Raw genomic sequence first — 19,526 nt, 5'->3', positions numbered from 1 at the left:
GGAGCTATTTCCGCGTTGCGCTAGCTGCGGAAACGCGGGGTCCGTTCAGGCTGTTGCGTTGAGATTGAAAATCAACCCGGGTTTCCCGTCGATCAAAAAGGCGGGTTAAGCGGGCGAGGCTGCCATTGCTGCCTCGCCCGCTCAGCTAAGACGTTACTCCTTATTGCGACGGTAGAGGAAGTAACCGCCCGCGGAGATGACGGCAACGCCAGCGATGGCGAATGCAGCCACCACGCGGCCATCAAAACGATCACCGGTGGTGGGCAGGCCGCCCTTGGTGTTCGTCTTGTTGGTGGTTACCGTGGTCGTGGTGTCCGACTTGCCAGGCTTCTCGGGCTTGGTGGTGGGCTGCTCGGGCTTAGCGGGCTGCTCGGGGGTACCGGGCTGTTCAGGAGTACCAGGCTGCTCGGGAGTGCCAGGCTGATCTGGGGTTACCGGGTCGGTGGCAAGAGCGTCCTTGGCGTAGGTGATGGACACCTTGAGGCCGTTGGTCTCGGTGTTCAGGTCGCTCGGGGTGAAGGGCTGGTCGAAGTTCTCAGCCTTCAGATAGGCGCGCATCTCCTGGAGCAAGGCCTTGCACTTGACGTAGGTGTTCTCGGTGGCAGCATTGCCGGCCTTGTTGGCCAGGGCAGTGCGGCCCTCGGTGGTCGTCTCGGCCAGCATGGCGGCGTCAACTTCCTTGTTCTGCTCGATGAGCTCGTTCTGGAGCGCATCGAGGTAGGCGCGGACGCTGATACCAAGGGTGTCAGGGTTCTCAAAGCAGAGCGAGCTGATGTCCATGAGGACGTAGTTGATAGAGTTCTCGGGTTCCTCGTTGTTCACGATGTCGGTCTCATTGCAGTGGTCGAAGGAGACAGTCTGATCGCTGAAATACGGGCTGACCTCAGTTATCAGAGCGGAGTACAACGGGATGGCGACGGAGTACGCGGCGCGGGAGAGCATTTCCCACTGGATGGTAGCGACTTCGGGGTCATACCCGCGACGAATCTGGAAGAGGTTGATCTCGGTGTTGCGCTCGCTGCCGATGCAATAAACACCATCAGTATTCGCGTTGAGGCCAGGGACGTTCTCGCCGCGGTTGCCGAAGGCGCGAATCAACTCGAAAGTGCTCCAACCAGACTTGCCAGGCTTGAAGAACAGGGGCTGGATTTCGCTGACCATGGCTCCCTTTTGGTCAGGTTTTCCTTTCTTCTTTACTGTGATAATGTCGTAATCTGTGCCTTCGGTCAGCTGACTACCAAAATAATCGCGGCCTTGCACATAGCGGGACCACTGGTTTACGCCGGAATCGGCGAGGCTCTCGCCATACGTTTGGGCGACATCGAATTTGCCGTCAGCGGAGTATTTGGCGAAACCCTTTTCTTCGGGCATGGATTGGATCTTTTCAGAGTGGAGGCAATTCTCGGTGTCATTGAGGTCGACATCGTAGTTGAGGCTCCCGATATTAGGGTTGAGCGACGCGACGTCGTCGGTGAGCTTCATGGCGATCCACTGATGGCCGGAAAGTCCGGCGAACAGCCAGGTCTCATTGTTGTCGGCGATGATGATCTGGTCGTTGGTGCAGATGCCCTGGTCGTCGACCAAGCTACCGAGGAGCTTGACGCCCTCGCGGGCCGTGGCGCTCTCGCCCAGGATGACACTGGCGTAGTTGTACTCACCGATACCGGTTTCCTCGGTGACGGGGTCGGCCTCCTCGGCCTTCTCGTTGTAGGAGGTGCTCAGCGTGGCAGAGCAGGAGACGCCCTTCTCGTTGATGCCGGCCTCGGAATAAGCGTCATAGCGATCTTCCCACTGAGAGGGGTTGTCGCGAACGAAGGTGTAGCGGTAGGTTGCGCCCTTGGACTTGTACTTAAAGCCGGATTCGAGCGATGTGTACTCGCTGCCGTCCTTGTGCGCGGGCTCGATGCCAAAGTGCTTGATGTAGCGTGCGCCAAAGTCTTCTGCGCGGCCGTAGTACGTGTTGCCGTCCGCCGTGAGCTTGCTGCCCATGTAGATCTGCGTGCAGGCGAGCGCAGACGTCGGCATGGACATGATGGTTGCAGCTCCAAAGGCGAGGCCTATGCCAAGCTTTTTGAGCGCGTTGACGGGGTGAGTTTTCCTCATTTTCCCTCCCAGCGTGCGAAAGCTCTCCGTTGCCAGAGAGCTTCAGCCAATAAAGACACCCCATTAGCGTAACGAACTGGAAACAATATTCATCTATGAAAGAAACTTACTCGATAAGCGTAATGAAATATGCGATGAGTGGTTAATTATACTCGGTTTGTAGCTTTACTTTAATAAAGACGTCCTGCAATTACCGTACCTGAATAAAGCGCCTTGTACGGGGCGCAAAGAAAATCCCCCGCTGTTTGGCAAATGCATAAACAGCAGGGGAGACGATAATTGGATGAATATCATACCAATGTGGAATTACTTCTTCCGGCGGTGGATCACGTTGATCGCATAGCCGACGAGCATGGCCAAAACGATGATGATAAAGCCGAGCAGGGGATTGTCGTTCATAGGGTCCTCCTATTTTCCGAGCGGGGAGAATTCGTCGACGATGAGGTCGAGGCATTGCGGAAGCGCGCGGGCTCCAAAGACGCCCGAATTGCTGGAGATGATCTCGCCATCGAACTGCATGCCCAGCGACGGGGTGCAGGTGATCTTGGCTTCCTTGGTCTGGATGATCTTGAACTGCGGACGGCCGAGCACCTTGCCGGCGGGGTCGAGCGCGGCGGTGATCACAGTGGGCAGGAGCTGGACGGTTTTTACGGGCTCGATGACCGCGATGTCGACCATGCCGTCGTTCATGCGGCAATCGGGGAACAGGTTGATGTCGTTTTGAATGACCGAGGTGTTGCCGGCCATGCAGCAGATGCCATCGAGCTCCTCGACAATGCCGTCATGCTCAATCGTAAAATGCGCCACCGTGGGGTTGGGTGTGGCGAGCGCCGACAGGAAATAGGCGATCTCGCCGATGTCGTTTTTGGCGGGGGCGGCCTTCATCATGATCTCGGCGTCGAAGCCCGAGCCGGCGATGATGATAAAGCCGTGGCGCTTCTCGTTGCCGTTCTCGTCGAGCCAAAAGAGCTCGCCCATGTCCACTTTGACCGTGCGACCGGCGCGGCAAGCCTTGGCAAGCGCCGCTGCCTCGGGGGCATTACCGATGTTGTTAAAGAACAGGCAGGCTGTGCCGGAGGGGAAGACGAGCGTGGGGACACCGCACCCGCGCATCTGGTCGAGCACGTTGGAGACGGTGCCGTCGCCGCCCGAAACGACCACGCGATCAAACTCGCGCACGTCTGCCACGGCGTCCTCGGGTTCCATGCCATCGCCGATAAAGCGCATCACGACCTCGTCGCCGCCCTGCGCGAGGGCGTGCGTGAACGCGTAGATTTCATCTGAGCTGGGGCCCGATGCCGGGTTGTGGATGATAAGGCAGCGCATACTTACGTTCCCGTTCTGTGACTAACCGAGTATAGTTGTAAGGCAATGCCGATATCCTACCCGTGTTTTTCGGGCCTAACCTTATTCGATGGGTTGATATGTACATTTCCACACATCAGGCTCTGCTCGACTTTTGCCAACGCGCTCGCGAGTTCGACGCGATTGCCGTTGATACCGAGTTTTTGCGCGAGCGCACATTCCATCCGCGCCTGTGCCTGGTTCAGATTGCCACCCCTGCCGAGAGCGTCGCGGTCGATCCTTTGGTGATCGACGACCTGTCGCCGCTCGCCGAGCTTATGGGCGATGAGAGCGTGACCAAGGTGTTTCACGCCTGCTCGCAGGATATGGAGGTTATTCTCCATACCGTGGGCGTGCTGCCGCGTCCCATTTTTGACACGCAGGTGGCCGCCGCCTTTTTGGGTGAGCGCCAGCAGATTTCCTACGGCGCGCTCGTGCAGACGTTTTGCGGCGTCTCGTTGCCCAAGACCGAGTCGCTGACCGATTGGTCGCGCCGCCCGCTGACCGACAAACAGATCGAGTACGCGATCGATGACGTCAAGTACTTGATCGTCGCCTATACCGAGATGATGAGTCGCCTGCGCGAGCTGGGCCGGGTGGACTGGGTGCTCGACGAGTTGCGTCCGCTGGCCGACGAGTCGCACTACCGCGCCGACCGCCATGAGGCGTTTCGCAAGGTCAAGCGCATCAACTCGTGTAGCCGTCACCAGTTGGGCATCGCACGCGAGCTTGCCGCTTGGCGCGAGGACCGCGCCGAGCGCCGCAACATCCCGCGCAAGTGGGTCATGTCCGACGATACGCTGCTGGCCCTGGTTAAACGTAATCCCGTTCGTGTTGAGGAGTTCCGCAGCATTCGCGGTACCGACCAGCTGGGGGAGCGCGACGTGGACGGCGCGCTCATGGCCATTAAGCGCGGTGCGAGCTGCCCACACGATCGCCTGCCGCTCATGGTGCGCGGGCACCGTCAGATTTCGCCGGAGTTGGAGAGCGTGACGGACCTGATGTATGCGCTCATTCGCCTGGTTGCCGAGCGCTCGGGCGTGGCGACCTCGGTCATTGCCTCGCGCGATGACCTGGCCGACTATATTGAGCATCCCGAGCAGAGCCCCCTGCGCGAAGGCTGGCGCTTTGAGCTCGTGGGTTCGCGTCTGGACGATCTGCTTTCCGGCAATATGGGGCTCACCGTGAAGGACGGAAAGATTGAACTGTTATAGGGAAGCCTAGCCGGCTGAGTGGGTAGAATGCCTCCAACGTGTAACTCGATTCGGAGGAATTCGCATGCCTTATTACTATGGATACGGCTTTGGCATTGACCCGCTGTACCTGCTGGTTGTTCTTGTCTGCACGGTGCTTGGCCTTGCCGCGCAGAGCTATATCAACTCGACGTACAAGACGTGGTCCAAGGTGCGCTCGGACGGCGATACGGGTGCCACGGTCGCTCGCCGCATGCTCAATGCCAACGGTTGTAGCGCCGTGGGCATCAAGGGCATTGCCGGCGAGCTCACCGATCATTACAACCCGCAGGACAACAACCTGTATCTGTCGGATGCCAACCGTTCGGGCGGGTCGGTCGCAAGCGTTGCCGTCGCCTGTCACGAGGCGGGCCATGCCGCCCAGCGCCAAAGCGGCTATGCCATGATGAAGGTACGCACCGCTTTGGTCCCCGTCGTCAACTTTACCCAGAACACCTGGACGATCGTGCTGCTCATGGGCTTGTTCATGAACATCGCGGGACTCACGACCCTCGCGCTGGTCTTCTTCTCGTTTAGTGTGCTGTTCCAACTCGTTACGCTGCCGGTCGAGATTGATGCCAGTCGCCGCGCCGTGGCGTATATCGAGCAGTCGGGCATGAGTTCCAAGCAGGTCAACGGTGCCAAGAAGGTGCTGACGGCAGCCGCGCTCACCTACGTGGCGGCGGCGCTCACTTCGATCATCCAACTGCTCTACCTTATGGCTCGTTACAACAGAAACTCCAACCGATAACAAATAGGGCAGGCAGGCGCCGCGGGGATTCGTGTCCTCGCGGCGCTGTACTATGTGTTGGACTTGAATTTGCGCAGGGCCGGAGCCCGTGTGCACGATGACGAAAGGAGGCTGCGTGGCAGGCTGGAATCTAACCGGCAATGCCGTTTCCGCCGAGTTCGACGGTTCGGACGAGCAGGAGCGCAAAGAGCTCAGCGTGAGCCAAGCGGTGGAGATCGCCGCCGGCGCGCTCGATGCCATTCCGCAGCTGAGCGTTTTGGGTGAGGTCACGGGTTTTCGTGGTCCCAATGCCCGAAGCGGCCACTGCTACTTCCAAATCAAGGACGACTCGGCGGCCGTCGACTGCATCATCTGGAAGGGCGCCTACCTTAAGCGCACCTTCGATCTGCGCGACGGCATGCAGGTAAGCTTTAAGGGCAGCTTCAATCTCTACAAGCCTACGGGTCGCATGAGCTTCGTCGCCCGCTCGTTCTCGCTGGCGGGGGAGGGCTTGCTGCGTCAGCAGGTGGCTCAGTTGGCCGAAAAGCTACGCCGCGAGGGCCTGATGGACGAAGCGCGCAAGCGCCGCATCCCGGTGTTTTGCTCGCGCGTGGCGGTTGTCACCTCGCTTTCGGGCGCCGTAATCGACGACGTCAAGCGTACGCTGCGCCGTCGCAACCCGCTCGTCGAGCTTGTCTGCGTGGGCGCAAAGGTCCAGGGCGAGGGTGCGCCGGCAGAGCTTATTGAAGGCTTGCGTCGTGCCGCTGCCATTACGCCGGCGCCCGATTGCATTTTGCTCGTGCGTGGCGGCGGTTCCTTCGAGGACCTCATGACCTTTAACGACGAGGAGCTTGCCCGTGCGGTGGCGGCTTGTCCCGTGCCCGTGGTGACGGGCATTGGGCATGAGCCCGATACCTCGATCTGCGACATGGTGAGCGACCGTCGCGCCTCCACGCCCACGGCTGCGGCAGAATCGGTGGCGCCGGCTATGACGGAGTTGGTCGATGTGCTCGAGACGCGCCATCAGCGTCTGGGCGCCGCGATGGCTTCGATGATCGGGTCGGATCAGGTCGATCTGGAAATGCTCGACCAGCGCGGTCGTCGTGCCTGGGACACCTATACGGCTCGTCTGGGCGACGCGCTCGATGCGGCCGCGTGCCGCCCGTGCCTCAACGACCCCACGTTTATGGTCGAGCGTCGCGAGTCTGAGCTCGCCCTGACGGCCGATCGTCTGTCCGGCGCCATCGCACGCTCGGTCGGGACATTCCGCTCCAACTTTGAGCGCCTGCCCGAGCGTCTGGTTGCAAGCACCTCGGGGCTTGATGGCAAGCGCCATGCGCTCACACTTGCGAGTTCCCGTCTGGAGCATCAGGGGCGCACGATGCTCAGCAAACCTGCGTCCGACCTGGGCCGAGCTGCCGCGTCGCTCGATGCCTTGTCGCCGCTCAAGGTGCTTGCCCGCGGTTACTCCATCGCGTACAGCGATGACGGTGTGGCTACGAGCGCCAAGACCTTTAAGCCCGGCGATACCATCCGCGTGCGCATGGCAGACGGCAACGTGGCGGCAACGGTCGATACGGTCGAGTAGGCCGCGTTTCATAGCGATAAACCTTTAGGAAAGGAAACAGATATGGCAGAGAAGACCCCGGTCGAGCAGCTTACGTACAAGCAGGCCTCGCAGGAACTGGAGCTCATCATCCGCAGCCTGGAGTCGGGCGATATGGAGCTCGAGGAGTCGCTCGAGAGCTATACCCGCGGCGTCGAGCTCCTCAAGAGCCTGCGCACCCGCCTGGCCGATGCCGAGCAGAAGGTCTCGGTGCTCCTTAAGGACGTCGACGGCAACGACGTGCTCGCCGACGGCGAAGCCGCCAACACGGACGACAACCTCTCGTTCTAACCATCCCGGCCAAATATAATTACCTTGGTCTGTAAGAAAGGAACCTACCATGTGTGATTGCATCTTCTGCAAAATTGCCAACCACGAGATCCCCTCGACCGTTGTCTATGAGGACGACCAGGTCATCGCCTTCGACGACCTCAACCCCCAGGCGCCGGTCCACACCCTCGTGATCCCCAAGAAGCACTACAGCGACATCGCCGACAACGTGCCTGCCGAGACCATGGGCGCCATGGCCCACGCCATCCAGGAGGTCGCTAAGGCCAAGGGCCTGGAGGACGGTTTCCGCGTCATCTCCAACAAGGGCGTCAACGCCGGTCAGACCGTCATGCACTTCCACATGCACGTCCTCGGCGGCAAGAACCTGGGCGAGAACCTCATCTGAGGACGCACGGCCCGTCGCCTTGGCTGCCTTTGGAGTAACCTATGCAGCTTTCTCAACTCGAATACCTTCAAGCGGTAGCGAACTACGGCGGCGTGCGCAAAGCGGCTCGCGCCGTTCACGTGAGCCCACAGGCCGTTTCGTCGGCAATCAAAAAGTTGGAATCTGAGTATCAGATTGTTTTGCTCGACCGATCGGCGGGGGAGGCTGTTTTGTCTCCGGCGGGCAGAGAATTTGCGCGTCGTGCACGCGTGATCCTGGCACAAGTCGACGATCTCAAAAAGTACGCTCAATCGGGGAACGGCGGCGTTTCGCCCGACGGCCACTTCCGTCTTTACGCCCCCTGTCTTCACGGGCGGGGGCGTCTTTTTTCCGAAAACTGGTACGACTCGTTTGAAAGCTTGCACCCCCAGATTCACCTTGATGTTTGGCATCAGCCAACGGCCACATGCTTTGAATCACTTGTGCTTGGCATTTCGGATGCGGCCATCTCATTTGAGGAACCAAGGGATAGTGTCCTTTCTTCGAAATACTTGGGTGAAAAGGAGCTCAAGGTTCTTTCGTGTCCAGCGGGTCATCAATCTGTGGGTGCTATGACCGTTCGTGAGTTGCTGGGCGGCAGGCTGGCTGTTCCCATTAATTTGTCACCCTGTCTCAATGCAATCAACCAATGTCCCGAGGCTCAGCTGGTTAATTTCCGCTTCCGCGACGTCGAATACGAAAACAGGGCGCAGACTGAGTTTCTTCAAGCCGGGGGATTGATATTGAGTTTTTCTGGCTCTTCTCTCGCAACAGATGGACTGGAAGTGAGCGAGTGCTCCATTGAAGGCTCGCATGACGTGGCCTTGCCCATCTATTTTTGCTATCGACAAAATGCCTGGACCGATCGACACCAGACGGTATTTCTTCACCTATTGCGTCATCTCGCTTCGTGAGGCCATTTGGCCTCGTGGCGTCAAGTGAATGTTGACGCCTTGTAACACATGACTGACGGCTTTGCCCTCATGCTTTTCCAAGATTTCGGTTTGGGCTATTGGCTCTTGGAGGGCGGAGCATGAAAAACCGTACGGTTTTGCTTTATATGACGTTCGTTTTTCTGTCGAACTTCAGCACCATTTTGTATTTTCTGACGGTTTACCTTGAATTCGTCGGATTCTCGATGGTAGCGATTTCTAGCATGATGATTGCATACCAAGTGAGTAAGTTCATTCTTGAGGTTCCTACTGGTTATATTGCTGACAGGTTTGGACGAAAGACAAGCGGTCTCGTTGGCGTCGTGGGAATGCTTGGATACTACGCCGCCCTACTTTTCGCCCGTTCTCCTCTGCTTTTAATCGGCGCGTTTGCTCTCAAAGGATTTGCAGTTGCATGTGTGAGCGGATCCATAGAAGCGATCTACATTGACAGCGTCTCTCAGGACCAGCTCGTAAGACTTAATGTCGTTGAGCGATTTGTTTTCTATGCCTCTTATGCCATCTCCGCTTGCGTGGGCGGTTTCATTTCGTCTGTCGGTGCATATCTCATTGGTCTTTCGGCAGATATCATCGCAATGGTGTTGACGTTGGTTGTCGTTGCCTGCATTCCTGAGATGCGAAGAGGGGACACTGCAGCGACACCTAAGCGTGGAATTAGCCCGAAGATGATCGGTGCCGCTATTGCGCGTAACGGCATTCTTCGTTCAGCGTTCATCATGGACTGCTCTCAGGCATTTGCTTTTGTCGCCCTGGAAGACTTTTTCTCACTGCTGCTTGCGGGTCGCGGAATGAATGCCGTCGCTTCGGGTGTGACCATTGCGGTCCAGCTCCTTGCCTCGGCTTCCATGGGGCTTATTGTGCCGAGTGTGATTGCTCATGTCGACAAGGGCCGTTTTGCGCGTATTTGCGGCATCGTGCGCCTTTTCCTGACTGCTCTGTTTTTGATTCCCTTTACTCCGGTCTATTTGCTGCCCGTGTTCTATGTACTGCAGACGGTTGCTTACTCGTTATTTGCTCCAATTAAATACTCAATTTTTCAAAATGCTGTCGATTCTTCGATGCGCTGTTCACTGATTTCGGTCCAAAGCCAGATGGTGGCGGTGGGTGCCATCCTTTTCTATCTGTTCAATGCTGCGTTGAGCAGCATCGCGGGTATTCGAGTCATATTGCTTGTAGCGCTCGGGATATCTTCTTTGGTGTATATCCCCGCGCTATTTCGTCTTACAAGTCAAAGGCCGTGAGTATTTGGGCACCGATAACTTATATATCAACGCAATAAACCCGAGCGCGAGGGCGTTTGGGTTTATTATTGAAGCGTATGTAACCTGGCGGCGCCACACCGCCTGTTAGTAGGGAGACACATGAACGTTCTGGTCGTCAACGCAGGATCTTCGACCCTTAAGTATCAGGTCATCGATACCAAGTCCCACAAGGTGTCCGCAAAGGGCTCCTGCGAGCGCGTCTGCTTTACCGGCGGTACCTTCACCCATGCTGCCAACGGTTCCAAGAAGGTGACCGAGAACATCGAGTTCCCCGACCATAAGGTCGCCATTGAGGTCGTTCTGAAGGACCTCGAGGCCAACGGCGTCAAGATCGAGGGCATCGGCCATCGCATCGTTCAGGGCGGTTGGTACTTTGGCGACTCCTCCCTCGTCGACGAGGACGTTCTCGCCAAGATTCGCGAGGTCGCCCCGCTCGCGCCGCTGCACAACAACCCCGAGGCCAACGTTATCGAGTACTGCCTCGAGCAGTATCCCGATCTGCCCAACGTCACGGTCTACGACACCGCTTTCCACTTCAACATGCCCGAGGTCGCCAAGACCTACGCCCTTCCCAAGGATGTTTGCGATAAGCTGCACATCCGTAAGTATGGCGCCCACGGCACCAGCTATCGCTACATCTCCAAGAAGGTCGCCGAGATGACCAACGGCGAGGCCCGCAAGGTCGTCGTGTGCCACATTGGCTCCGGCGCTTCCCTGTGCGCCATCGAGGACGGCAAGTGCATGGACACCACCATGGGCTTGACGCCGCTCGACGGTGTCATGATGGGCACCCGCTGCGGCTCCATCGACCCTGCTACCGTGTGCTACCTGCAGCGCGAAGGCGGCTACACCTTCGACGAGGTCGACGAGATGATGAACAAGAAGTCCGGCCTTTTGGCTGTGACCGGCGGCAAGACCAACGACTGCCGCAACGTTGAGGAGCTCGCCGCTGCCGGCGACCCCGAGGCCCAGCTCGCCTTCGACATGTTCGTCTACAAGATTGCCGCCAAGGCCGCCGAGATGGCCACTTCCATGTGCGGCATGGACACCCTGGTCTTTACCGCCGGCATCGGCGAGCACGCTCCGGCCGTTCGCGCTGGCGTGGCCGACCGTCTGGCCTTTATGGGCGTCAAGATGGACCATGCCCGCAACGCCCTTCGCGGCGACGGCGCTTGGTGCCTGTCCGCCAAGGATTCCAAGGTCAAGATCTTCGTCATCCCCACGGATGAGGAGTTCATGATCGCTTCCGACGTCGAGCGCATCGTCAACAGTAAGTAATTGCAAGAGGGGAGGGGCTGGACGACCAAGTGCCGTTCAGCCCCTCTTTTGCGCTCGTTTGGCGATATGTCTGATAGCTATTTATCAAGATGTGATAACTTCTTATTAAAATGCGGTCGCCTTAAGAGGTCTGCGTCGACCGTATTGCACTGCAAAGGAGTCTCATGAACGTACTTGTTGTCAACGCCGGCAGCTCAAGTCTTAAATATCAGCTTCTGGATACCGATACCCGCGAGGTTTTCGCCAAGGGCAACTGCGAGCGTATCGGCTCGGACATGGGTATCTTTGGTCATTCCGAGAACGGTGGCGCCAAGCAGACCGAGGAGGTTCCCTTCCCCGATCATCGCTCTGCTATCGCTCGCGTGCTCGAGGAGCTCGAGAAGACCGACTTTACGATCGATGGCATCGGCCACCGTATCGTTCAGGGCGGCTGGCACTTCGATGATTCCGCAGTCGTTGATGACGAGGTCATGGCTAAGATCCTTGAGGTGGCCCCGCTCGCCCCGCTGCACAACTACGGCGAGGCCGCGGCAATCGAATATTGCCGCGAGAAGTATCCGGAGCTGCCCAACGTGGCCGTCTTCGACACCTCGTTCCACATGACCATGCCCGAGGTCGCCTACACCTACGCCCTGCCCAAGGACGTGTGCGACAAGTACCACGTGCGCAAGTACGGCGCGCACGGTACGAGCCACCGTTACGAGTGGATGATGGCCAAGGAAATCCTGGGCTCGCGCTGCCATCGCCTGCTTTCGTGCCATCTGGGCAACGGAGCCTCGCTTGCCGCCATCGAGGACGGCGTTTGCCGCGATACCACGATGGGCCTCACGCCGCTTGACGGCCTGATGATGGGCACCCGTTGTGGTTCCATTGACCCGGCCACCGTGTGCTATCTTCAGCGCGAGGGCGGCTACAGCTACCAGGAAGTCGACGACATGATGAACAAGCAGTCCGGTCTGCTTGCCATCTCGGGCATCTCAAACGATGCCCGTGACATCCGTACGCGCGCCTCTGAGGGTGACGAGCGCTGCCTGCTCGCCTTCGATATGTTTGCCTATAAGGCCATGCAGCAGGCCGGCTCCATGATCGCCTCCATGGCGGGCGTGGATACCATCACCTTTACCGCTGGCATCGGCGAGAATGACTGGTCGATCCGCAAGGCCTTCTGCGACTGCTTTGAGTGGCTGGGCGTGCGCATCGACAACAATAAGAACCGCGAGGCCGTGGGCAACGGCCCGCAGGTCATCAGCGCCGCCGGCTCTTCCGTCACGGTCATGGTCATCCCCACCGATGAGGAATACATGATCGCCCACGACGTCGAGCGTCTGACCAAGAACAACTAACGCATTCGTCTGTAATTGACAAAAAGGCCTCCAGAGCAACAGCTCCGGAGGCCTTTCTACTAGCAGGCGGAAATTCCAGTCCCAAAGTGATCGTCACCTGCAACGCCTGCGCTCCCAACAACGGCACCCGATCATTCAGATTCTCAGCCCCAGCTCGTAGTCAAGCCGCCGTCCGCCCCAGATTCCCTGAGCACCACGTAGCGGCAGGGACGCTACAGGGTAAAGCTCTGAAAACAATCCGCAAGGCGCGAGAAGCCCCGCCGCACGTAGTGCGCAGCGGGGCTTCTCGCATGCCTGAGGACGTTTTCAGAGCTTTACCCTGTAGGGTCCCGAGCGGATCAGTACGCTACTCAGCCATCTGAGCCTGGACGGCGGTGATGGCCACGACACCCACGATGTCGTCGGCAGAGCAGCCGCGCGACAGGTCGTTAACCGGCTTGGCGATGCCCTGCAGGATGGGGCCGTAGGCGTCAGCGCCGGCGAAGCGCTGGACCAGCTTGTAGCCGATGTTGCCGGCCTCGAGGTCGGGGAACACGAGCACGTTGGCCTTACCGGCGACGGAGGAGCCGGGAGCCTTGAGCTGGGCGACGGTGGGGACGATAGCGGCATCGAGCTGCAGGTCGCCGTCGATGGCGAGCTCGGGAGCCTTCTCCTTGCAGAACTTCACAGCCTCCTGGACCTTCTTGGCGACCTCGCCACCGGCGGAGCCCATGGTGGAGTAGGAGAGCATGGCCACGTGCGGCTCAACATTGCCCATGAAGGTGGACCAAGAGTGGGCGGAGGCGATGGCGATCTCGGAGAGCTCGTCAGAAGACGGATTAATGTTGAGGCCGCAGTCGGCGAAGATCAGCGTGCCGTCGGTGCCGAACTGCGGGGTGTCGGTGCACATTACGAAGAAGGCCGAGACCAGCTTGGTGCCCGGGGCGGTCTTGAGGATCTGCAGCGCGGGGCGCAGGGTGTCAGCGGTGGAGTGGCAGGCGCCGGAGACCAGGCCGTCGGCATCGCCCATCTTGACCATCATGGTGCCAAAGTAGGTGGCGTCCATCACCTGGGCGCGAGCCTGCTCGATGGTGACACCCTTCTTGGCGCGGAGCTCGGCAAACTTCTGCGCGTACTCCTCGTGCTTTTCGGCATTGCGCGGGTCGATGACGGTGGCGCCGGGAACATCGATCTCGTCGGGGTTGCCCAGGATGACGAGCTTTGCCAGGCCCTCCTCGATGATTTTGTTTGCCGCGACGATGGTACGCGGATCCTCGCCCTCGGGCAGGACGATCGTCTTAAGGTCGGCCTTGGCGGCAGACTTCATACGGTTAAGGAAATCGCTCATGTTACTCCTTACAAGCGTTTCACTAAGCTCCAGGCGCCCGGCTGTTCACGAATAAACCCGCTGCTAGCGGGTTTGCCTTTCAATAATGTACGCCGCGGTGCTTGAGCTTTCCTTGTGTGGCAAGCTCATTATAGGACGCATTAGCGCTATAATCGCTCTGATAAATATGTCTCGAAGAATGTTCGAGAAAAGCCCAGCTAACGAGCCCGTGGCTTTTGACAAGGAGTATCGATGCAGATTACCTCAGGCCTGCCTGAAGGCTTTAACGCCGGCGCGTACGACATGATCGTTGTCGGCGCCGGTTATGCCGGTGCCGTTTGCGCCCGCCGTCTTGCCGAAACCATCGGCTATCGTGTTGCCGTTTTGGAGCGCCGTAGCCACATTGCGGGCAATGCCTTCGACTGCACTGACGAGGCCGGGATCCTGGTCCACGAGTATGGTCCGCATATCTACCATACCTTTAACGAGCGCGTGCATAACTTCCTGTCGCGCTTTACCAAGTGGACGGACTACCAGCACAAGGTGCTCGCCAACATCAACGGTACCCTTATGCCCGTGCCCTTTAACCATGCGAGCCTTAAGCTTGCCTTTGGCGATGAGCGCGGCGAGGAGCTGTACCAAAAGCTCGTGGAGACCTTTGGCAAGGACGTCAAGGTGCCCATTATGGAGCTGCGCAAGAAGAACGACCCGGATCTTGCCGAGGTCGCCGATTATGTCTATGAGAACGTCTTTTTGCATTACACCATGAAGCAGTGGGGCCAGACGCCCGACCAGATCGACCCCTCGATCACCGGCCGCGTTCCCGTCTTTGTAGGCGATGACGATCGCTACTTCCCGCAGGCTCCTTTCCAGGGCATGCCGCAGGACGGCTATACCGCGCTGTTCGAGCATATGCTCGATCACGATTTGATCGACGTATTCTGTGACGTGGACGCCCGTGACCTCTTTGAAATCGACGAGACTACCGTCAAGATCGACGGCAAGGTCTATGGTGGCGAGATCGTCTACACCGGTCCACTCGACGAGCTGTTCAACCTCGACCTGGGCGCGCTGCCGTACCGCACGCTCGATATGAAGTTCGAGACGCTCGATATGGATCAGTTCCAGCCCGTGGGCACCGTCAACTACACCACGAGCGAGGACTACACGCGTATCACCGAGTTCAAGAACATGACCGGTCAGGTCCTGCCCGGCAAGACCACCATCATGAAGGAGTACTCCAAAGCCTATACACCCGGCTCGGGCGAGACGCCGTACTACGCCATTCTTGAGCCCGAGAACCGTGAGCTCTACGAGCGCTATCTTGAGCGTGTCCAGAACCTGACGAACTTCCACCCGGTGGGTCGTCTGGCCGAGTATCGTTACTACGATATGGACGCTGTGACCAATTCCGCCCTCGATCTTTCGGATGAGATTATCGCCTGCCATGCATAAAGTCATAACATTCGGTATTCCCTCGTATAACGCCGCCAAGGACATGGACCATTGCATCACCTCCATCTTGGAGGGGAGCAATTACGCTACCGATATCGAGATTATCGTGGTGGACGACGGATCCAAGGACGAGACGGCCGCCAAGGCCGACGAGTGGGAGGCCCGTTATCCTGGAATCATCCGCGCGGTGCACCAGGAGAATGGCGGCCACGGCATCGCCGTTCTTTCGGGCCTGCGCGAGGCGCAGGGCACCTACTACAAGGTTGTCGACTCGGACGACTGGCTCGACGGTGCGGCGCTTTCGACCATGCTGTCGATTCTGCGTGGCTTTGAGGAGCGCGACCAGCGCGTCGACCTGTTTATCTCGAACTACGTGTACGAGAAGGTTTACGAGGGCACGCATACCGCTATTGGCTACAAGTTTGCCCTGCCGCGCAAAAAGATTTTCTCTTGGGATCAGATCGGACACTTCCGTCCCGATCAGAACCTGCTCATGCACAGCCTGTGCTATCGCACCGATGTACTGCGCGAGTCCAATCTGCCTATGCCGGCACACACGTTCTACGTGGATAATATCTACGCATACGTGCCGCTGCCGCGCTGCAAGACCATGTACTACGCCGACATCGACCTCTATCGCTACTTTATCGGTCGCGAGGGCCAGAGCGTCAATGAGGCCACGATGGTCAAACGCCTGGGTCAGCAGTTCCGCGTAACGCGCATCATGATGGAATCGTTCCACCTGTACCAGGACGTTGAGTCCTCGCGTCTGCGTTCGTACATGATGGGCTACTTCACCATGATGATGGCGATTTGCTCGGTGCTTACCAAGCTTTCCGAGGAAGATTGTGCCGATGAGCGCCTGAAGACGCTGTGGAAGGACCTGAAGGAGTACGACGAGCGCATGTATCGTCGCGCTCGCTACGGCGTGGTCGGATTCTTCACCAACCTGCGTGGACGGGCCGGAGACAAAACCACACTCGGCCTATACCATCTTGCCTCAAAGATCTTCAAATTCAACTAACTGTTGAGTAATCGCTGCCGATAGGTTGACTGGGCCCCTTGGCCTTTAGTTTGCTACTGCGAACAGTCCTGCTCGCACGGAAAGCACATTATGTGCTTTCCGGCTCGTGCGGAACTTGTATCAAACTAAAGGCCAAGGGGCCTTTGCTATAAGAATCGATTGTCGGATTATTTGAATTTGAAGATCTTAGACGCGCGGTACACAGGGGCCTGGGCTGAAAGGGATCTTGTTGAGTAGGTTGCCCGGTGGGGCTTGGTTATGTTTGTCGCGAGTTCCGCACGAGCCGAAGAGCACTTAATGTGCTCTTCGTGCGAGCCAGGACTGTAGAGCAGCAAACATAACCAAGACCCACCGGGCAACCGGTCGAGTAAGGTTACTTCGCGGCACCCGGGATTCCGTGGGAGGTTTTGGCGGTTTTGGCTCCGTTTACGATGGCGGTTTGCAAAGCCCTTACGGCGAGCATGCCCAACAGGTCCAAGGGAACGGCGGCGCTTGTCTGAGCGTCTAGTTTGCCGCTGGCGAGGGTGTAGATGGTGTCACCGTCGTTCGTGGTGTGCGTGGGGCGGATGGCGTGCGCATAGGCGTCTGCTGCCATCTGGGAGACCTTGGTGGCCTGAGCCTTGGTGAGCTCAACGTTGGTGACGATGCAGCTGATGGTGGTGTTGGTGCGGTCGAGTGGCATTTGCATGGAGCCGGCGGCGGCAAAGGCTGCGAGCTCCATGTCGACGATCTGGTCGCTATCGGCTGCGGCGCGCATGCCAGCGACCCATTCACCGGTGAAGGGGTCGACGATATTGCCGCAGGCGTTGACCGAGACCACGGCACCCACCTTAACAGGGCCGAGTGCCACGGCGGCAGCGCCTAGGCCGGCCTTCATGCAGGTGGCGGGGCCCATGAGCTTGCCCACGGTGGCACCGGTGCCGGCACCTACATTGCCCTGCTCGAGCATGGTGGGGGTGTTGTCGAGCGCCTCGCGCACGGCGGAGATGCCAGCCTCAATGTCGGGGCGTACGGTGGGGTCGCCAAACGCGAGGTCGAAGATGCAGCTAGAGCACACGATGGGCACCTGAGTGGGGCCGACGGGGAGGCCGATGCCGCGGCTCTCGAGCTCGCGGGCGACGCCGCTTGCGGCCTCCAGACCAAAGGCCGATCCACCCGAAAGGCAGACGGCGTGGACCTTGTCCACGGTGTTCTCGGGACGCAGCAGGTCGGTCTCGCGCGATGCCGGTGCACCGCCGCGAACGTCAACACCGCCGGTGGCGCCCTCGGGTGCCACGATTACGGTGCAACCGGTGCCGGCCTCCTCGTCCGTATAGTTGCCAAAGCAAAAGCCATCGACATCGCAAACGTCAATGGCCTCAAGCAGTGTATCCATGTTTTACTCCTATCGGTTTTCCGCCGGGCCTTATGCCCGGTCGGGATCCGTACGGTACGCCAAAATTGTAGGCGCTGGGGGATACCCAGCGCCAGATGCAATTACGATAGTTTTTGAATCGCGCGTGCGACGCGAGCGATGGGCAGGCCCACCACGTTATAGAAGTCGCCCGAAATATCATGCACGAGCATACGCCCGCCGACGCCCTGGATGCCGTAGGCGCCTGCCTTGTCCATGGGCTCGCCCGAGGCGACGTAGCGCTCAATCTGCTCGTCGGTGAGCTCATAGAACGTCACGTCGGTCACATCGACAAACGACAGGCTCTCGGCGGCGTGCGGGGTTGTGGCGTCTCCGGCTCTAACGATACAGACGCCGGTTGCGACCTGGTGTGTGCGCCCCGAGAGCTCGTGGAGCATGGTGCGGGCTTCGTCCTCGTTTGCCGGCTTGCCCAAAAGCTTGCCATCGAAGGTGACGATGGTGTCGGCCGCGACGGTCAGCTCGTTGGGCTCGGCGTGCTCGGCGGCAACGGCGGCAGCCTTGGCGCGAGCTAAGCGCTCGACAAGCGTAAGCGGGGCCTCGTCATCAAAAGGAGTCTCGTCGATGTCGGCGGGAATGACGCGGATGTCATAGCCCGCTTCGCGCATCAACTCGATGCGGCGCGGTGATTGCGAAGCCAAAATCATAGCTGAATGCCCTCGGCAACCTTCTCGACAGCCTTGTCGCCGGCGAGCGTACGCAGCAGCTCAAGCGCAAAGGGGAGCGACTGGGCCATGCCGCTGGCGGTGATGATGTTGCCGTCGTGCGTGACCTTGTCGCCGGTATAGGCATCCTCGGGGAAACTCTTCTCAAAGCCGGGGAAGCACGTGGCGTGGCGTCCCTCGAGCAGGTCAAGCTCGCCCAGGATAAACGGGGCGGCGCAGATGGCGGCAACATGCTTGGTCGCGGCGAACTCGCAGACTACGTCGCAGACGCGCTGGTCGGCGCGCAGGTTGGTGGCGCCGGGCAGACCGCCGGGTAGCACGACGCAGTCATATTCGTCAAAGTTAATCTCGTCAAAGAGTGCGTCGCAGGTTACGGGAATCTGCAGCGAGCTTACGACCTCGCGCGTGGGCATAATCGAGACGAGCGTGGCACGCACGCCGCCGCGACGCATGACATCGACCATGGTCAGGCATTCAATCGTTTCAAAGCCATCGGCGGCAAGAACGGCAACGCTGGGCATACGGGTTCCTTTCAAAAAGCGGCATACAATTAGCCGTCTTATACCCCGAAGACCCCCGCTTGCCACGCACCATTCCCCAATGATTTTGATCCCCGCCCCAGAAAATCATGCAGGGTGGATGGGTGTTGCGCACTAGGAGGGGCTTGCGGCGCGGCGATAAAATCTCGGCATCCGTCATCTTTCGCAACATGAGGAGCTGATGTGCGATGATTAGTGTATTCGACCTTCTCGTTTTGCTAGTTGTGTTTGGTGGTATCGCGGCTGTCGCCTTTGCTGTTATCTTGAACAAGGAATCGTCGAACAAGCCTCAGCCTCCGCAGTCCAATCCGTACCAGCAAATGCCTCCCGTGCAGCAGATTCCGCCGACACAGCAGACGCCGACCGCGATCGATGATGCTCAGCCAGTTGAGCCTACTTATTTCTGTGCCCAGTGCGGGTCAAAGCTGGAGACAAATGCCTCCTTCTGCCAAAACTGCGGCGCTCCCGTCAACCACCAGTGATTTTTCTGGGACGGGGATTAAATAAGGCTCTGTTAGACCAGGATTGACATTCCGCCCCGTCATCTTCTTGCGATTGCACAATGGTCGCCCTCTTGTCGG

General features: G+C 58.8%; 18 protein-coding genes. 12 read left to right on the top strand and 6 right to left on the bottom strand.

All coding sequences use genetic code 11. The features are described 5' to 3' along the window. Positions 1–153: 153 nt before the first annotated feature. Together AB5202_RS08865 and AB5202_RS08860 are read right to left on the bottom strand one after the other, a co-directional pair. A complete protein-coding gene (locus AB5202_RS08865) occupies positions 154–2,103 on the bottom strand; it encodes a C69 family dipeptidase (RefSeq protein WP_368144526.1) in 1,950 nt (649 codons plus the stop codon). Positions 2,104–2,511: 408 nt separating this feature from the next. Further along, positions 2,512–3,429, bottom strand: coding sequence for a diacylglycerol/lipid kinase family protein (locus tag AB5202_RS08860; RefSeq protein ID WP_022094107.1), 918 nt, complete (start codon positions 3,427–3,429; stop codon positions 2,512–2,514). Between the two features lie 98 nt (positions 3,430–3,527). Here AB5202_RS08860 and rnd point away from each other — a divergent pair, with 98 nt between their 5' ends. The 9 genes from rnd (at position 3,528) to AB5202_RS08815 (ending at position 12,545) form a co-directional block, all read left to right on the top strand. Next, positions 3,528–4,661: a ribonuclease D gene (rnd, locus tag AB5202_RS08855; RefSeq protein ID WP_368144524.1), complete on the top strand. Its 1,134-nt coding sequence runs from the start codon at positions 3,528–3,530 to the stop codon at positions 4,659–4,661. Between the two features lie 64 nt (positions 4,662–4,725). Beyond that, positions 4,726–5,430, top strand: a complete 705-nt coding sequence (locus tag AB5202_RS08850) for a zinc metallopeptidase (RefSeq protein ID WP_368144522.1) — start codon at positions 4,726–4,728, stop codon at positions 5,428–5,430. Positions 5,431–5,545: 115 nt separating this feature from the next. Then, positions 5,546–6,997: an exodeoxyribonuclease VII large subunit gene (gene xseA / locus AB5202_RS08845; protein ID WP_368144521.1), complete on the top strand. Its 1,452-nt coding sequence runs from the start codon at positions 5,546–5,548 to the stop codon at positions 6,995–6,997. Between the two features lie 42 nt (positions 6,998–7,039). Further along, the gene (gene xseB / locus AB5202_RS08840) at positions 7,040–7,306 is read left to right on the top strand and encodes an exodeoxyribonuclease VII small subunit (RefSeq protein WP_161144749.1); all 267 of its coding nucleotides are present in this window, start codon (positions 7,040–7,042) and stop codon (positions 7,304–7,306) included. Positions 7,307–7,355: 49 nt separating this feature from the next. Beyond that, positions 7,356–7,691 carry a histidine triad nucleotide-binding protein gene (locus AB5202_RS08835; RefSeq protein ID WP_035137921.1) on the top strand — a complete coding sequence of 112 codons (336 nt, stop codon included), beginning with the start codon at positions 7,356–7,358 and terminating at the stop codon, positions 7,689–7,691. Positions 7,692–7,732: 41 nt separating this feature from the next. Then, positions 7,733–8,623 (top strand): LysR family transcriptional regulator, encoded by an 891-nt coding sequence (locus AB5202_RS08830; protein ID WP_215673846.1) that lies wholly within the window; start codon positions 7,733–7,735, stop codon positions 8,621–8,623. A gap of 119 nt (positions 8,624–8,742) precedes the next feature. Beyond that, on the top strand, positions 8,743–9,903 hold the full coding sequence (locus AB5202_RS08825; RefSeq protein ID WP_215673848.1) for an MFS transporter: 1,161 nt from the start codon (positions 8,743–8,745) through the stop codon (positions 9,901–9,903). A gap of 120 nt (positions 9,904–10,023) precedes the next feature. Then, on the top strand, positions 10,024–11,202 hold the full coding sequence (locus AB5202_RS08820) for an acetate/propionate family kinase (protein WP_154517274.1): 1,179 nt from the start codon (positions 10,024–10,026) through the stop codon (positions 11,200–11,202). 164 nt (positions 11,203–11,366) lie between these two features. After that, complete coding sequence (locus AB5202_RS08815; RefSeq protein WP_161115931.1) at positions 11,367–12,545, top strand: acetate/propionate family kinase; 1,179 nt, start codon at positions 11,367–11,369, stop codon at positions 12,543–12,545. Between the two features lie 346 nt (positions 12,546–12,891). Here the strand turns inward: AB5202_RS08815 and pta are convergent, their stop codons facing one another. Then, the gene (gene pta, locus AB5202_RS08810) at positions 12,892–13,872 is read right to left on the bottom strand and encodes a phosphate acetyltransferase (protein ID WP_117640338.1); all 981 of its coding nucleotides are present in this window, start codon (positions 13,870–13,872) and stop codon (positions 12,892–12,894) included. Positions 13,873–14,103: 231 nt separating this feature from the next. Between pta and glf the strand changes: the two genes are divergently transcribed. Next, positions 14,104–15,306, top strand: coding sequence for a UDP-galactopyranose mutase (glf, locus tag AB5202_RS08805; RefSeq protein WP_055309799.1), 1,203 nt, complete (start codon positions 14,104–14,106; stop codon positions 15,304–15,306). Next, positions 15,299–16,330, top strand: coding sequence for a glycosyltransferase family 2 protein (locus AB5202_RS08800; protein ID WP_215673854.1), 1,032 nt, complete (start codon positions 15,299–15,301; stop codon positions 16,328–16,330). The genes glf and AB5202_RS08800 overlap by 8 nt, the downstream gene beginning before the upstream one ends. Before the next feature lie 373 nt (positions 16,331–16,703). Here the strand turns inward: AB5202_RS08800 and AB5202_RS08795 are convergent, their stop codons facing one another. From AB5202_RS08795 to AB5202_RS08785, 3 genes are all read right to left on the bottom strand, one after another. Beyond that, entirely contained in the window at positions 16,704–17,705 is a 1,002-nt protein-coding gene (locus tag AB5202_RS08795) for a P1 family peptidase (protein WP_368144627.1), read from the bottom strand. Positions 17,706–17,806: 101 nt separating this feature from the next. Next, the gene (locus tag AB5202_RS08790) at positions 17,807–18,388 is read right to left on the bottom strand and encodes a Maf family protein (protein ID WP_368144628.1); all 582 of its coding nucleotides are present in this window, start codon (positions 18,386–18,388) and stop codon (positions 17,807–17,809) included. Next, positions 18,385–18,927, bottom strand: a complete 543-nt coding sequence (locus AB5202_RS08785; RefSeq protein ID WP_368144629.1) for a DJ-1 family glyoxalase III — start codon at positions 18,925–18,927, stop codon at positions 18,385–18,387. Before AB5202_RS08785 ends, AB5202_RS08790 begins: the two co-directional genes overlap by 4 nt. Positions 18,928–19,133: 206 nt before the next feature. Here AB5202_RS08785 and AB5202_RS08780 point away from each other — a divergent pair, with 206 nt between their 5' ends. Beyond that, positions 19,134–19,427 (top strand): zinc-ribbon domain-containing protein, encoded by a 294-nt coding sequence (locus AB5202_RS08780; RefSeq protein ID WP_368144630.1) that lies wholly within the window; start codon positions 19,134–19,136, stop codon positions 19,425–19,427. Positions 19,428–19,526: the final 99 nt, after the last annotated feature.

Origin of the sequence: Collinsella aerofaciens (assembly GCF_040915545.1) — a bacterium.
GTDB lineage: Bacteria > Actinomycetota > Coriobacteriia > Coriobacteriales > Coriobacteriaceae > Collinsella > Collinsella aerofaciens_BE.
Note: the sequence above shows the minus strand (reverse complement) of the source record. Positions and strands in the feature narration are given on the sequence as shown.

Bases quoted from the DNA above. Each gene is read 5' to 3' on its own strand.
- AB5202_RS08865 (WP_368144526.1), bottom strand. From the start codon at position 2,103: ATGAGGAAAACTCACCCCGTCAACGCGCTCAAAAAGCTTGGCATAGGC.
- AB5202_RS08860 (WP_022094107.1), bottom strand. From the start codon at position 3,429: ATGCGCTGCCTTATCATCCACAACCCGGCATCGGGCCCCAGCTCAGAT.
- rnd (WP_368144524.1), top strand. From the start codon at position 3,528: ATGTACATTTCCACACATCAGGCTCTGCTCGACTTTTGCCAACGCGCT.
- AB5202_RS08850 (WP_368144522.1), top strand. From the start codon at position 4,726: ATGCCTTATTACTATGGATACGGCTTTGGCATTGACCCGCTGTACCTG.
- xseB (WP_161144749.1), top strand. From the start codon at position 7,040: ATGGCAGAGAAGACCCCGGTCGAGCAGCTTACGTACAAGCAGGCCTCG.
- AB5202_RS08835 (WP_035137921.1), top strand. From the start codon at position 7,356: ATGTGTGATTGCATCTTCTGCAAAATTGCCAACCACGAGATCCCCTCG.
- AB5202_RS08830 (WP_215673846.1), top strand. From the start codon at position 7,733: ATGCAGCTTTCTCAACTCGAATACCTTCAAGCGGTAGCGAACTACGGC.
- AB5202_RS08825 (WP_215673848.1), top strand. From the start codon at position 8,743: ATGAAAAACCGTACGGTTTTGCTTTATATGACGTTCGTTTTTCTGTCG.
- AB5202_RS08820 (WP_154517274.1), top strand. From the start codon at position 10,024: ATGAACGTTCTGGTCGTCAACGCAGGATCTTCGACCCTTAAGTATCAG.
- AB5202_RS08815 (WP_161115931.1), top strand. From the start codon at position 11,367: ATGAACGTACTTGTTGTCAACGCCGGCAGCTCAAGTCTTAAATATCAG.
- pta (WP_117640338.1), bottom strand. From the start codon at position 13,872: ATGAGCGATTTCCTTAACCGTATGAAGTCTGCCGCCAAGGCCGACCTT.
- glf (WP_055309799.1), top strand. From the start codon at position 14,104: ATGCAGATTACCTCAGGCCTGCCTGAAGGCTTTAACGCCGGCGCGTAC.
- AB5202_RS08800 (WP_215673854.1), top strand. From the start codon at position 15,299: ATGCATAAAGTCATAACATTCGGTATTCCCTCGTATAACGCCGCCAAG.
- AB5202_RS08795 (WP_368144627.1), bottom strand. From the start codon at position 17,705: ATGGATACACTGCTTGAGGCCATTGACGTTTGCGATGTCGATGGCTTT.
- AB5202_RS08790 (WP_368144628.1), bottom strand. From the start codon at position 18,388: ATGATTTTGGCTTCGCAATCACCGCGCCGCATCGAGTTGATGCGCGAA.
- AB5202_RS08785 (WP_368144629.1), bottom strand. From the start codon at position 18,927: ATGCCCAGCGTTGCCGTTCTTGCCGCCGATGGCTTTGAAACGATTGAA.
- AB5202_RS08780 (WP_368144630.1), top strand. From the start codon at position 19,134: ATGATTAGTGTATTCGACCTTCTCGTTTTGCTAGTTGTGTTTGGTGGT.